The following is a 13,445-nucleotide window of genomic DNA, read 5'->3' on the forward strand; positions in this document are numbered from 1 at the left end:
GGAGTCGGCCCCTATCCCGTCCGCTTGGGGTGGAGCGTTATACTATTTTGAAGGAGTAGAGTAGGGGACGATAGTGAAAATTCAACAATGAGAGCACGGAATCAACGGAGAGAGGACTGAATCAACAAAAAGAGCACGGAATCAACGAAGAGAGCGCGGAATCGACGAAGAGAGGACGGAATCAACAAAGAGAGCGCAGAATCGACGAAGAGAGGACGGAATCGACGAAGAGAGGGCGGAATCGACGGAGAGAGGACGGAATCAACAAAGAGAGCGCAGAATCGACGAAGAGAGGAGTCAAGTCCATATTCATGTGTAAATTCCAACCACAAGGTATTGTTTTCGTTTGGTTTTATCTTTTGTTTTTTGGAGAAGAGGGAAGGGCCCTTCCCCCTTCTCCAAAAAACGGCCGTTCTCATGATGATGGGTTTACACTATCCTTAAAGATTAACTGTCGCTTTTTCATGGAGTCGGCTTCATCCATCAAAACTGCTCCTATGAGTCGGAAAGCCGATTGGGTATTTGGAAATATGCGAATGACCCTTTCTCTTCTTCGTATTTCTTGATTCAATCTCTCGATTGAATTCGTTGTTCTTAAGAACACATGATAAGGATGAGGTTCATTCATGTATTGAATCGAATCATCAAATCCTTCTTCCAGCTTCACGATGGCCTTTTCTAATTTGGGATGATCTGCATATTTGGAAATAAATTGATCTTTAAATAGACGGGCATCTTTTGGGTTGATGGCTTGAAAAATTCGTTTAAGATCCAGCTTTACCTCATCCATATTATTCTTTGGAAGTGACTGAATGATGTTCTTCTTGAAATGAACCGTACAGCGTTGCCAGGCTGTACCGATGAACTCTTTCTGAATGGCTTTTCTTAATCCAGCGTGCGCATCTGAGATCACTAATTTTGGAGACTGTAGGCCTCTACCTTTTAACTGATCAAAGAACGCTTTCCACGCTTCAAAACTCTCTTCATGACTCACATTCAACCCTAGAATTTCCCGACTATGGTTTTCATTAATCGCTGTGGCTATGTAGACAGCTTTAGATACAACTTTATGGTGTTCACGCACCTTAATGTACATCGCATCTACAAACACATATGGATAATATTCGGTGTTAAGAGGACGTTCAGCCCACTCGCGAACGAGTGGATCTAGCTTCTTGGTCAACGAAGAAACAAAGGATTTTGAGACGGTTTCTCCACAAAGCTCCTGAACGATATGATTCACTCTGCGAGTAGAGACTCCGTTGACGAACATCTCAAGCATCGACATGATAAATGATTGATCACATCGTAAATACTTTTCAAAGATAGATGGCGAAAACTCTCCACTTCGAGTGCGAGGGACACGGAGTTTCACGCGCCCGATTTGATACATCATCTCTCTCTCATAGTAGCCATTTCGATGGTCTTTTCGAAGATCTGAACGTTCATAATGATCTACTTGGAGATAATCATCTCGTTCTTTTTCCATGTATTCATTTAAAATTAAAACAATCATAGACTTCATAACAGGTTCAATGGAAGAATTCATTACGGATTCTTTTAAGGTATCCATATTTAGGTTAAACTGAAATTGAGTCATCATCATTCTCCTTCACGTTTTGTTTTTATGGGTAAAAACATTGTGGTCGGAATGATGATGGCTTATTCTCTTTTACACAATTATATGGACTTAATCAAGAGAGGACGGAATCAACAAAGAGCTTGCACATAAACCATTCCATTAAGCACTAAATTGGGCCAACACTTTTCATCGAATTTATGACAGTTGAGTGGTGGGTGTATACATAGTATATTCAGGTTATTATAGTGAATGTTAGATAATGATTCGCGTGGAATGCTTTTCTTATTGAAATAAAGTAAACTAGAGAGTGGATAGTAGTTGGTTCGGCTTTTAGGAAGAGAGAAGGGTGGATATACACTATGGGAGAAACGCAATTTAATGATACGTTTTTAAAGGCATGTAGGGGAGAGGATCATTCGCACGTCCCGGTCTGGTACATGCGACAAGCAGGGCGGTCGCAGCCGGAATATCGTAAAATCAAAGAAAAGTATTCTTTGTTTGAGATCACGCATCAGCCTGAACTATGTGCTTATGTGACAAAGCTTCCGGTTGACCAGTACAACAATGATGCAGCTATTTTATATAAGGATATTATGACGCCGCTTCCGGCCATTGGAGTGGACGTTGAAATTAAGTCAGGAATTGGTCCTGTTATACATAACCCCATTACATCTATGCAGGACGTAGAGCGTCTAGGAATGATTGAGCCGGAGAAAGATGTAGACTACGTCTTAGATACAATTAAGCTGCTTAGAACACAACTTGATGTTCCGCTTATTAGCTTTGGTGGAGCGCCGTTCACTTTAGCTAGTTATATGATAGAGGGCGGTCCTTCTAAAAATTATCATCACACAAAGGCGTTTATGTACGCGAACCCTAAAGCTTGGTTTCTTTTAATGGACAAGCTTGGTGACGTTACCATTTCATATGTTAAGGCTCAAATTAAGGCCGGAGCCCAAGCCATTCAGCTGTTTGATTCGTGGGTTGGGGCGTTAAGTCGCGAGGATTATATAACCTATATCAAACCGGTTATGGAGCGTGTGTTCAACTCGCTTCGTTCGGAAAATGTTCCACTCATTATGCACGGAGTCGGAGCAAGTCATCTAGCAACAGAGTGGAACTCACTGCCTCTTGATGTTGTCGGGCTTGATTGGAGACTTTCCGTAAACGAGGCGAGAGCGCTAGGAGTAACAAAAACGGTTCAAGGAAACTTAGATCCTGCGATTCTTCTTGCGCCGTGGGAAGTAATTGAAGAGAAGGCAAAGGCTATCTTGGACCAAGGAATGAAGTCCAACAACTTTATCTTTAACTTAGGTCATGGAGTATTCCCTGAAGTGGATCCAGCCGTCCTGAGACGACTTACAGCTTTTGTACATGAATATTCAGCTCAATATAAGCAAACACATACATCGTAGGTAACGAGAAGGAGCGTTTTGTTATGGCTAAAAAGAAATTAGGAATTTTAATTATGGCTTACGGAACTCCACGTTCAAAAGAAGAGGTTGAGCCTTATTACACACATATTCGACGTGGGCGTAAGCCAAGTGAAGAAGCCTTACAAGATTTGATGGACCGATATGAGGCAATTGGTGGATTAAGCCCATTAGCTGTTATTACAGAAGATCAGGCCGAGGGAGTTGAACACATTTTAAATGAGACGCTTGATGAGTATGAAGTCAAAGCGTATCTCGGGTTAAAGCACATTGAACCATTTATTGAAGATGCTGTAGCAGAAATGGTACAGGACGAAGTAGAGGAAGCGGTAAGTTTAGTACTTGCGCCTCACTTCTCAACCTTTAGTGTGAAATCGTACAATCAGCGTGCGCAAACAGAGGCCGAGCGTTTGGGCGGGCTTACGATCCATAGTGTGGAAAGCTGGTATAAGGAGCCTGGATTCTTAAATTATTGGTCAAATCAAATTAAAGAAACGATGGCAAGCGTTTCAAATCCTGATGAGACTTGTGTTATCTTTTCAGCGCACAGTCTTCCAGAAAAAATTATTGCAGCTGGTGACCCTTATCCAGACCAATTAAAAGAAACAGCAGATCTTCTAGCGGAAATGACCGGGATTAAGCATTATGAGATTGGTTGGCAAAGTGAAGGAAATACACCAGATCCTTGGATTGGACCTGATGTTCAGGACTTAACACGAACGCTTTATCATGAGAAGGGGTATAAGGCATTTGTTTATTGCCCTGTTGGGTTTATAGCTGACCATTTAGAAGTTTTATTTGATAATGACTATGAATGTAAGGTCGTTACGGATGAGCTAGGTGTTGACTACTTTAGACCAAAGATGCCTAACACGGATCCTGAGTTCTTAGCTAGTTTAGCCAATGTCATTCGCAAAAAGCTGATAGAAGGAAGGGACTCTTTGTGAAAAAAAGAGTAGCAATCATAGGTGGCGGCATAACAGGTCTTGCCGCTGCCTTTGAGATTGAGAAGGCGAACCAACGTGGAGAAACCGAACTAGAATACCATGTGATTGAAGGGTCTAATCGATTAGGTGGGAAGATTCAAACACATAGACGAGACGGTTTTGTAATTGAGGCAGGCCCTGATTCTTACTTAAAGAGAAAAACAAGTATGACTACCTTAATTGAAGAAGTAGGGTTGCAGGATGACCTGACTACTAATGATACGGGACAATCCTATATCTTAAAGGGAACGAACTTATACCCAATTCCTGCAGGAGCCGTGATGGGTGTACCTACAGAAATTACACCGTTCGTCCAAACTGGTTTGTTTAGTCCACTCGGGAAGATTCGTGCGCTTGGTGACTTTGTTATTCCTAAGACTATGGGACCGAACGAAGATATCTCATTAGGTCACTTCTTTAGAAAGAGACTAGGAAATGAAGTGGTAGATCATCTCATTGAACCTCTCCTATCCGGAATTTATGGTGGAGATATGAATAAGCTTAGTTTAAAAGCTACATTTCCTCACTTTCAACAGATGGAAGAAGCGAATCGCAGCTTAATCAAAGGGATTAAGAAAAGTCGTCCTAAAACACCAAAGGTAAATGGCGCTCCAAAGAAAAAAGAAGGTATGTTCCAGACGTTAAAACATGGAATTGAATCGCTTGTTGAAGCAGTAGCTGATAAGCTTAATCCAGAAGCTATTCACTTAAATCAAAATGTGAAAAGCATCACAAAAGCAGAAGCTGGTTTTATTCTTCAATATGAAGAAGGTCAAAAAGAAGTGTTTGATTATGTAATCGTGACAACACCACCACCTGTCACTGCGAATATATTATCGAACTATCCATACTTTGATTATTTTAAGCAAATGGAAATGACCTCAATTGCCACAGTTGCCATGGTCTTTCCGGAGGATGCGGTGGTTCAAGCTGAAGAAGGAACGGGATTTGTTGTCTCTAGAAAAAGTGGATACACCATTACAGCTTGTACATGGACAAGCAAAAAATGGCGTCATACAACACCTCCAGGAAAAGTGATTCTTCGATGTTACGTCGGACGACCGGGACACAGCGAAATCGTTAGCAAGTCAGATGAGGAGATCATTCAAACGGTACTGGACGATTTATCGCGTGTCATTGAAATTAAGGAAGAGCCAGACTTCTATTATGTAAGTCGCTGGTCCAACCCACAGTATCAAGTCGGTCACACATTCAAGTTAGATAAAATGAAAGAGGACACTGAGGCATTTCTCCCGGGACTAGCTATAGCAGGAGCTGGACTCGAAGGCGTCGGCCTGCCAGATTGTATTGATCAAGGTAAGGCTTGTGCTAATGCGATTATTGATACAGAGCAATAGTAAAAGGCTAGGACGAATAGGTCCTAGCCTCTTACGTATATCGGATTTAGCGGATATACGTAAGATATTTTGTGCGTGTTGCTTCTAGTTCTTCAGAGAGTCTTTGCTGACGTTCAATTTCTTTTAATTCAGCTTCTGAAAAAACGCGCTTTTTAATCACAATTGTGAAAAAGATAAAGTGCAAATTCATGTTCATTTCCTCCTATCTAACCAAATTCCTTCAGGTTAAGCCTTTCACCTTTTTATACCAATCTAATACGAGTGAGCCTTTCATCATGGTCATCACATTTTATTCCTCCTAATCAAATTATTTCTATTAAAAAAGAGCACAAAAAATCCGCAGCATGCACCGCGGATTTTTACAAGATATAAAAAGCCGCAGGAATGATCTCATCCCTGCGACAATATCAAGATCCTAAACATTGGATTAGTGGTCTTTTAATAGCCAGTTTTCATCGAAAACAGATGGGCGTGAGTATATGAATATTCAGTTTGTGTAAGTTCGTCATCGGTGTATCAAGATGTAGGTTAAACATAGTACTCAGCTCCTTTCGATTTGTTAATACGTTTCCAAGTATAGCCAACAAATAATAAATTGTAAAGTCTTTTTGTGAAAATAAAACGACAATTAGCATAAAAGGGTTGACAAATATATGTATGAAACTATACAAGAATAGTGAAAATATGGATGAGAATTAAGTATTTCTTTCACTCCGTATGCAGAGATTCCGAACTTAGCTGTTTGTACGGGATATTCTGTGATAAAATGGTTTGTACACTTTATACACTCTGTTCATACAAGGTGAAAAACGAGGAGAGTTTGAATGACCCGACACGAGGAACTTTTATCGACACTTACACATACAAGACATGATTGGTTAAATATTCTACAATTGATAAAAGGAAATTTAGCTCTTGGGCATTATCACCGTATAGAAGAAATCATTGAGCAAACAACTCAAAAGTCAATTTCAGAAAGCAAACTTTGTAATATTGGAGTTCCTGAATTGAGCCTTTTTCTGATCGGTTATAATTGGGGTAGTCAAAAGGTTGATTTAAATTATGAGATGACTGGCGAGGAATGGTCACTTGAAAGCTGGGGAGAGCCACTTCTTTTAATGACTCGTTCAATTATGAATCAATTTGATCAATCGTCTTCTTTTACATCTGAGAACAGCGTCATGATAACGTTTGACTATTCGGAGCAAGATTGCTTACTAACATTCCGTTTTATTGGAGAAACAGAGTTAAAAGAAGCCGATTGGAAAGACTTATTAAACGTAGCGAACGATTCAAACTTAATATGTGCCCTGTTGCATCAAGATGAGTATGAATGCGTAATTACTATATTGATAAAGAAAGTGTAAGGAATAGCAAGACCGTTTGTTTGACGCGGTAAATACGTATTAGAGGTGAAAAACATGTTTGTAGATAAAGTAAAGATTTATGCCAAAGGAGGAGATGGCGGGAACGGTCAAGTCTCCTATCGTAGAGAAAAGTACGTTCCTGATGGCGGACCAGCTGGTGGAGATGGTGGCCGAGGTGCAAGTGTTGTGTTTGTAGTTGAGGAAGGCTTACGTACGTTAATGGATTTCCGTTACAACAGACATTTTAAAGCGCCTAAAGGAGAAAATGGTCGCCCTAAAAATCAGCATGGAAGAAATGCAGATGATATGATTGTTAAGGTTCCACCTGGTACAACCGTTGTGGATGAATTGACAGGTCAAATTATTGCTGACTTAACAGAAGCTGGTCAAAAGGCCGTCATTGCAAAAGGTGGACGAGGTGGACGTGGAAACACTCGTTTCGCGACACCAGCAAATCCTGCTCCTGATACTGCGGAGAACGGGGAGCCAGGACAAGAGCGAGAAGTTACGTTAGAACTTAAGTTACTCGCAGATGTAGGTTTGGTTGGATTCCCTAGTGTAGGTAAATCAACGTTATTATCCGTTGTATCAGCTGCAAAGCCTAAAATTGGAGATTATCATTTTACAACGCTTGCTCCTAACCTAGGTGTAGTTGAAACGGTAGACCACCGTAGCTTTGTTATGGCGGATTTGCCTGGACTAATTGAAGGAGCACATGAAGGAACTGGACTTGGGCATCAATTCCTTCGCCACATTGAACGTACAAGAGTGATCGTCCATGTTGTTGACATGGCGGCAATTGAGGGACGTGATCCTTATCAGGATTATCTAAGTATCCAGGATGAGTTAAAGCAGTATAACCTGCGTCTAACAGAACGTCCAAAGGTGATTGTTGCTAATAAAATGGACATGCCTGAAGCGGCTGATAACCTGGAGATGTTCCGTGAACAGCTAACAGAAGACACACCAATTTTCCCTGTATCCGCCCTGACAAAGGATGGATTAAAAGGGTTGCTATCAAAAGTTGCTGATGAACTTGAACAGGCACCAGAATTCCCTCTATATGAGGAAAGTGAAGAAGAAACACGTGTATTATACAAGCATGAAAAAAGAAAAGAACCATTTATTATTACGCGTGCTGATGACGGAGTGTATGACGTTGCCGGTGTGGAACTGGAGAGAATCTTTAAGATGACTGACTTCCAACGTGATGAATCGGTTCGTCGTTTCGCGCGTCAACTCCGTAAAATGGGTGTAGATGCTGCCTTACGTGAACGTGGAGCTCAACATGGAGAGCTAGTACGTATCTTAAATTACGAATTCGAATTTATCGAATAGCAGAAAGGGGGATGCTTGCATCTCCTTTTTTGGTTGTCAAATGAAGGTGTACCTCCTATAATAGGGGAGAGTACTTTTGTACACTCGTAGTGAACAGTGTATAAATCAGGGAGATGAAGTGGCATGTCAGCGAGACGGTTCTTCCTTATAAGAGAAGATATCTTAACAGATGCAATGATTAAAACATTAGAAGCTAAATCCATGCTACAGTCTGGAGAGGCGAAGAAAATTAACGAAGCGGCTCAGAAAGTCGGTTTAAGCCGGAGTGCATTTTACAAATATAAAGACGGAATTTTTCCCTTTCATGCAATGGCGAAGGAAAAAATCGTCACATTATCGATTAATCTATTGGACAAGTCTGGAACATTATCTGAATTGTTAATGATTGTAGCAAATACGGGTGCGAACATTTTAACGATTAATCAAACAATCCCACTGCAGGGAAGAGCTCATATTACATTATCTATTGATACGGCTCCCATTACGATGCAGCTCGATGAGTTATTCGAGCAAATGAAAAAACTGAAGGCTGTTGAGAAAGTAGAACTTGCTGGTTCAGGTTGAGAAAGGAAGAGTTTTTAAATGAAAGTCGGCTTTTTAGGACCAAAAGGAACATTTACAGAGATGGCAGCTACTGCTTTATTCCCGAATGAAGAATTAATTCCTTGTCAAACGATTCCTTTAAGTATGGACAAGGTAGCGCAGCACGACTTAGATTTAACTGTTGTTCCAATTGAGAATACGATTGAGGGATCCGTGAATATTACGCTCGATTACTTGATTCATAAGCAAAGACTGCCAATTATTGCAGGCGTGACGGTTACAATTGCCCAGCAATTTTTGATGCATCCCATCCAGCTTGAAAAAGGAAATCAACCCGAACGTGTTCTTTCACATCCTCATGCCCTTGCACAGTGTCATGATTTCTTAAAAGAAACATATCCTGCGGCAACCGTTGAATATACAAATTCTACCGGATCTGCTGCTGCGTGGCTTGCAGCAAACCCGGCTGAGCCTGTTGCTTGTATTGCCAATGAACTGGCCGCAAAAGAATACGGCTTAACGATGGTTCATCAAGACATTCAAGACTATAGTAGTAACCGGACACGCTTTCTCGTTCTTGGACGTAACAATGAGCAATATGATGTAAGTGGCCCATACAAAATAAGTGACAGAACCACTTTGATGATCACGTTACCTGAGGATTACACAGGGGCGCTTCATCAGGTATTGTCAGCTTTTGCGTGGCGCAAGCTTAACTTATCAAAGATTGAATCAAGACCAACAAAAACAGGGCTTGGGAATTATTATTTTATCATCGACATTGATCAAAAAATGGACGATGTCTTAATTCCGGGTGCGATCTCTGAGCTTGAAGTTCTTGGTTGTAAGGTAGAACTACTTGGGAGCTATACGTGTTATTCATTAAGTGATTTAAAAGAAAAATCGGCCGTAAATTAAAAAATGGAGGAGGTCCTAGATGACCTTCTCCATTTTTTAGTTGTCCTCAAGTAAGATATGATTTGCACGTAACGCTTCTTTTGCCTGCTCTATCTGCGATGCTTCTTCTGCTTCAACGGTATGTAAATGAACACCTTCTGTAAGTGTTGATAAAAGCTGCGAGCCTGATTGGCTTATCTGTTTGTAGAATAAATCCGCATCAGCACGCGTTTTAATCATGAGAGAGGCTGTTAACTCACCGTATAAAGAGTGTTCAACAATTACATCGCGTACAATAAGTCCGTGATCAACCATAATATATAATTCATCTTTTGTTTGTGTTAAATCGTGTTTGCATGCAAGCAATTGAGTTACCTTTGAGGTTTTTGGTTCTGGAAGTAACATATACCCTTGAGCTGTTGCAAAAATTTCATGATTTTTTGCTTTTAGTATAGAAATATCCTGAACGATAATTTGTCTACTCACATTTGAGCGTCTTGCAAGTTCACTACCGGTAATGGGCTTAGAATCCTCTGATAACCAATTTAAAATGGCTGTACGTCTAGTGTCGCCAACTAATTTATCACCTTTTGTCATGTTCACAACTCCCTTTAGCCTTCTTTTATTAGTATAACATGGTCTATTTTAAAAAAGGCTCACATACACTATTGGCGGTAGGAAATTAAGCGAATGTGTCAATATGCCCAAGTCCCGCATACACTAAACGGATGACTAAGAAAGGGTTGATCATGTGAAAATTCATATTGTACAAAAAGGAGATACGCTTTGGAAGCTTTCAAAAGCGTATGGTGTTGATTTCACGGAATTAAAGAAAGCTAACTCACAGCTTGCTAATCCGGATATGATCATGCCTGGAATGAAGATTAAGATTCCTTCAGGCAGTGTCGCTGTTAAGAAAGAAGCAGGGGTTGCAAAGGATTATTCCAAGGAAACAGTTAAACCTAAGGAAAGTAAAAAAGAACAAGTGAAGGTTGAGGCAACACCAAAAAAAGAAGTCAAAAAACCTTCAATGCCTAAAGCGCCACCTGTTATGATGCCGCATAAACCGGCAAAGGAAACAACTAAAAATTATCAAGCTAATATGAACATTTATATGCAGGAGAAACCGGCAAATACACCACCGCCTCCCCCTAAAAAGACAGCGGAAAAACCAACGGCTCAAAAGCCGGTACAAACAAAAGGAACATCAGAACCAAATGTAAAACCAACAGTACAAAAGGGTAGTCAACCAAATCAAAGTAAGCCTACTGCCCAACAAGGAGCAATGAAACCGAATCAAGGCATGCCTACTGCTCAAAAAGGGTCCGTGAACCCTAATCAAGCCTGGCCAACAGCCCAACAAGGAGCAATGAAACCAAACCAAGGTGCACCAGCTGCCCAACAAGGGTCCATGAACCCGAACCAAGGCATGCCAACTGCCCAGCAAGGAGCAATGAGCCCAAACCAAGGGTGGCCAACAGCCCAACAAGGAGCGATGAACCCAAACCAAGGCATGCCCATCGCTCAACAAGGGGCGATGAGTCCAAACCAAGGCTGGCCAACAGCCCAACAAGGAGCGATGAACCCGAATCAAGGATGGCCAATGGCGCAGCAAGGGTCTATGATCCCGAATCAACCAATGCCTATGGCACCACAACATATGCCTAATCAACCTTGGGGTGGCATGGAGTATGGTACAAAGCAGCATCACTCACCTTATACTCCAATTAGTCCGATGATGCCAGGCTGTGCTCCGTGCTCACCGCCTAGACCTCATCATTCAGGCCACCATCATGGTCAATGGCCAATGGGTTCTATGCCGATGTATGGCAATCAACCCAATCCTTACATGCAACCGAGTCCATATCAGCAGCCTGAGCCATATCAAAATGGATATCAACAGTCAGAAGGATTTGGTTATGCGCCTACTGAGCCAATGATGATGAATCCACAAGGTCAGATGATTCCGATGTCAAGATATCAGCAGCCTGAACAGATTAATCAATACAAGGAACAGGATGATTATGAGGATTAATTTTTAATCCTTACATTGTGCCCAAGAACTAACAGTGTAAGATAAGCCTCCTTTAGACAAAATAATGTCGAAAGGAGGCAAAAACAAATATGAAGAAACTAACGCTTACTGTAACAACAGCCGTACTTTTATCAACTGGACTTTTAGGTGCATGTGGAAATAACGACAATTCGGGTGCAAATTCTCAGGGGATGAATCACTCAAATCGTACGCATATGAATTCAGAGGGTCCAGTCACAGATATGATGACTCCAGATGATGGATACGCAGGAATGCGTGGAAATCGTTATGGGACAAACTATCAGGGTGGCACTTACGGACAAGGCAATTATAGTGGCATGAATGGTACAAATGATCAAGGTGGCATGCATGGTCAAAACGATCGTGGTGGCGCTTATGGTAAGAACCAAAATCGTGGCTTGAAAATGGACGGAACAAGCGTCAAACGCTCAAACTACGAGAACCGTAACCATATGAAGGGTCTTTCACGTGGAATTACAGGTAACGACCGTGTCGGTATGATTGACGATAACGGGATGATTTACCGTGGTGCTACACGTATGGAAACAGGTCACGGGAAAAAACTTCCTCGAGACAGTCGTTTTGGTGTAGAAAGCCGTGACAACATGCATAATCAAAACGCGCGTTCAAATGCCATGAACTATGCAGATGATTATGATGGCAAAACGGTTGAAAACGTTCGTTCACATGTTGCAAAAATGGACGGCATAAAAGATGCTCGTGTAGTATCATATGGCGACCAAGTTGTCATTGCAGTTATGGAAGATGGGAAACACAAAGAAGACGTAAGTGAGAAGATTAAAAATGAAGTAAAAGATTTAACGAACGGGAAAGATGTACGAGTTCTAACCGATTCAGAAGCCTTTAACAAAGTACAAAATGCTGACGACAAGCTACGAAATGGCGAAGCGTTTGATAATGTCCGCAACACAATGGACGATATGATGAAAGACTTGGGCGATGCTGCAAAACGTCCTTTTGAAGGAATGCGTCGTTAATAAGAAAAATCGATGAGGAAACTCATCGATTTTTTCTTTACCCTTTAATACCAGTAAAAGTAATCCCACGTATAAATGTTTTTTGCATGAAAAAGAACAAAATAATGATAGGAAGAGTCATTAACGTTGATACAGCCATCATCATATGCCATTGTGACCCTTGTTGATTTTGGAACTGTTGAAGTCCTAGTGAAAGTGTGTAAGACGTTTCATTTGTTAAATAGATGAGAGGTCCAAGAAAGTCAGTCCAGGAAGCCATAAATTGAAATAGGGCGATAGCTAACACTGCTGGCCTTGCGAGTGGGAACATGATTTGCCAATAGATTCGCCATTCACTGGCTCCATCAATCTTTGCAGCTTCGCGTAAAGTATCCGGTAGCCCCTTAAAAAATTGTCTTAATAAGAAGATCGAAAACGGAACTCCAAAGAAGGCCGGGACGATCAAAGGTAAATTTGTCCCCACCCATCCAAGCTGATTAAAAAGAAGGAAAAGGGGGATCATTGTTACTTGAGCAGGTATCATCATCACCCCAATAGTAATGACAAACAATACATTTCGTCCGCGCCATTTTAATTTTGCAAAGCTATAAGCAACGATAGGGCAACTAATCATGACACCAATCGTACTTAGAATGGTGATAACCGCCGTGTTAAACGTATATTTCCAGAATGGAATATACTTTGTCGCTTCAACATAATTCTCCCATTGAATAGGTCGCGGGATGAATTCTGGTGGGAAGCTAAACACTTGTGTGAGAGGTTTTAACGAAGTCGATACCATCCATATAAAAGGGACGAGGAATAGGACGGAAGCTAAGATCAACACGGAATGAGCATAAATTGTCTTCATTCTTTTTTGGGTGATAGCACTCATATTCTTGAACCTC

At 41.2% G+C, this 13,445-nt stretch carries 13 protein-coding genes; 9 read left to right on the forward strand and 4 right to left on the reverse strand.

The window, feature by feature from the left end; all coding sequences use genetic code 11:
• Positions 1-415: 415 nt before the first annotated feature.
• Positions 416-1,600, reverse strand: a complete 1,185-nt coding sequence (locus NSQ54_06660; GenBank protein WYP27765.1) for an IS256 family transposase — start codon at positions 1,598-1,600, stop codon at positions 416-418.
• A 341-nt stretch (positions 1,601-1,941) separates the two neighbouring features.
• On the opposite strand from NSQ54_06660, the gene hemE reads away from it, so the two are divergent.
• Genes hemE through hemY form a run of 3 tightly spaced genes read left to right on the forward strand, consistent with a single transcriptional unit; the run spans position 1,942 to position 5,359 of the window.
• On the forward strand, positions 1,942-2,997 hold the full coding sequence (gene hemE, locus NSQ54_06665) for a uroporphyrinogen decarboxylase (GenBank protein WYP27766.1): 1,056 nt from the start codon (positions 1,942-1,944) through the stop codon (positions 2,995-2,997).
• A gap of 23 nt (positions 2,998-3,020) precedes the next feature.
• A complete protein-coding gene (hemH, locus tag NSQ54_06670; protein ID WYP27767.1) occupies positions 3,021-3,962 on the forward strand; it encodes a ferrochelatase in 942 nt (313 codons plus the stop codon).
• Positions 3,959-5,359, forward strand: coding sequence for a protoporphyrinogen oxidase (hemY, locus tag NSQ54_06675; GenBank protein ID WYP27768.1), 1,401 nt, complete (start codon positions 3,959-3,961; stop codon positions 5,357-5,359). The genes hemH and hemY overlap by 4 nt, the downstream gene beginning before the upstream one ends.
• Before the next feature lie 46 nt (positions 5,360-5,405).
• On the opposite strand, the gene NSQ54_06680 is transcribed toward hemY, so the two are convergent.
• Entirely contained in the window at positions 5,406-5,549 is a 144-nt protein-coding gene (locus tag NSQ54_06680; GenBank protein WYP27769.1) for a YrzI family small protein, read from the reverse strand.
• Positions 5,550-6,183: 634 nt separating this feature from the next.
• Here NSQ54_06680 and NSQ54_06685 point away from each other — a divergent pair.
• The 4 genes from NSQ54_06685 to pheA all read left to right on the forward strand — a co-directional run bounded on the left by NSQ54_06685 (position 6,184) and on the right by pheA (position 9,525).
• Positions 6,184-6,726 carry a Spo0B domain-containing protein gene (locus NSQ54_06685; GenBank protein ID WYP27770.1) on the forward strand — a complete coding sequence of 181 codons (543 nt, stop codon included), beginning with the start codon at positions 6,184-6,186 and terminating at the stop codon, positions 6,724-6,726.
• A gap of 54 nt (positions 6,727-6,780) precedes the next feature.
• Positions 6,781-8,064: a GTPase ObgE gene (gene obgE, locus NSQ54_06690; GenBank protein WYP27771.1), complete on the forward strand. Its 1,284-nt coding sequence runs from the start codon at positions 6,781-6,783 to the stop codon at positions 8,062-8,064.
• A 123-nt stretch (positions 8,065-8,187) separates the two neighbouring features.
• Positions 8,188-8,628, forward strand: coding sequence for an ACT domain-containing protein (locus NSQ54_06695; GenBank protein WYP27772.1), 441 nt, complete (start codon positions 8,188-8,190; stop codon positions 8,626-8,628).
• An 18-nt stretch (positions 8,629-8,646) separates the two neighbouring features.
• Entirely contained in the window at positions 8,647-9,525 is an 879-nt protein-coding gene (gene pheA, locus NSQ54_06700) for a prephenate dehydratase (GenBank protein WYP27773.1), read from the forward strand.
• 36 nt (positions 9,526-9,561) lie between these two features.
• On the opposite strand, the gene NSQ54_06705 is transcribed toward pheA, so the two are convergent.
• Entirely contained in the window at positions 9,562-10,101 is a 540-nt protein-coding gene (locus NSQ54_06705; protein ID WYP27774.1) for a transcription repressor NadR, read from the reverse strand.
• A 154-nt stretch (positions 10,102-10,255) separates the two neighbouring features.
• Between NSQ54_06705 and safA the strand changes: the two genes are divergently transcribed.
• Together safA and NSQ54_06715 are read left to right on the forward strand one after the other, a co-directional pair.
• Entirely contained in the window at positions 10,256-11,539 is a 1,284-nt protein-coding gene (safA, locus tag NSQ54_06710; GenBank protein ID WYP27775.1) for a SafA/ExsA family spore coat assembly protein, read from the forward strand.
• A gap of 89 nt (positions 11,540-11,628) precedes the next feature.
• Complete coding sequence (locus NSQ54_06715) at positions 11,629-12,558, forward strand: YhcN/YlaJ family sporulation lipoprotein (protein WYP27776.1); 930 nt, start codon at positions 11,629-11,631, stop codon at positions 12,556-12,558.
• Between the two features lie 37 nt (positions 12,559-12,595).
• Here the strand turns inward: NSQ54_06715 and NSQ54_06720 are convergent, their stop codons facing one another.
• Complete coding sequence (locus NSQ54_06720; protein WYP27777.1) at positions 12,596-13,432, reverse strand: carbohydrate ABC transporter permease; 837 nt, start codon at positions 13,430-13,432, stop codon at positions 12,596-12,598.
• Positions 13,433-13,445: the final 13 nt, after the last annotated feature.

This window comes from Alkalihalobacillus sp. FSL W8-0930 (assembly GCA_037965595.1).
Taxonomy (GTDB): Bacteria; Bacillota; Bacilli; order Bacillales; family Bacillaceae_D; genus Alkalicoccobacillus.

Excerpts from the sequence above, each read along its gene's own strand:
- NSQ54_06660 (WYP27765.1), bottom strand. The coding sequence starts at position 1,600 with ATGACTCAATTTCAGTTTAACCTAAATATGGATACCTTAAAAGAATCC.
- pheA (WYP27773.1), top strand. The coding sequence starts at position 8,647 with ATGAAAGTCGGCTTTTTAGGACCAAAAGGAACATTTACAGAGATGGCA.
- obgE (WYP27771.1), top strand. The coding sequence starts at position 6,781 with ATGTTTGTAGATAAAGTAAAGATTTATGCCAAAGGAGGAGATGGCGGG.
- NSQ54_06680 (WYP27769.1), bottom strand. The coding sequence starts at position 5,549 with ATGAATTTGCACTTTATCTTTTTCACAATTGTGATTAAAAAGCGCGTT.
- hemE (WYP27766.1), top strand. The coding sequence starts at position 1,942 with ATGGGAGAAACGCAATTTAATGATACGTTTTTAAAGGCATGTAGGGGA.
- NSQ54_06720 (WYP27777.1), bottom strand. The coding sequence starts at position 13,432 with ATGAGTGCTATCACCCAAAAAAGAATGAAGACAATTTATGCTCATTCC.
- NSQ54_06715 (WYP27776.1), top strand. The coding sequence starts at position 11,629 with ATGAAGAAACTAACGCTTACTGTAACAACAGCCGTACTTTTATCAACT.
- NSQ54_06685 (WYP27770.1), top strand. The coding sequence starts at position 6,184 with ATGACCCGACACGAGGAACTTTTATCGACACTTACACATACAAGACAT.
- hemH (WYP27767.1), top strand. The coding sequence starts at position 3,021 with ATGGCTAAAAAGAAATTAGGAATTTTAATTATGGCTTACGGAACTCCA.
- NSQ54_06695 (WYP27772.1), top strand. The coding sequence starts at position 8,188 with ATGTCAGCGAGACGGTTCTTCCTTATAAGAGAAGATATCTTAACAGAT.
- NSQ54_06705 (WYP27774.1), bottom strand. The coding sequence starts at position 10,101 with ATGACAAAAGGTGATAAATTAGTTGGCGACACTAGACGTACAGCCATT.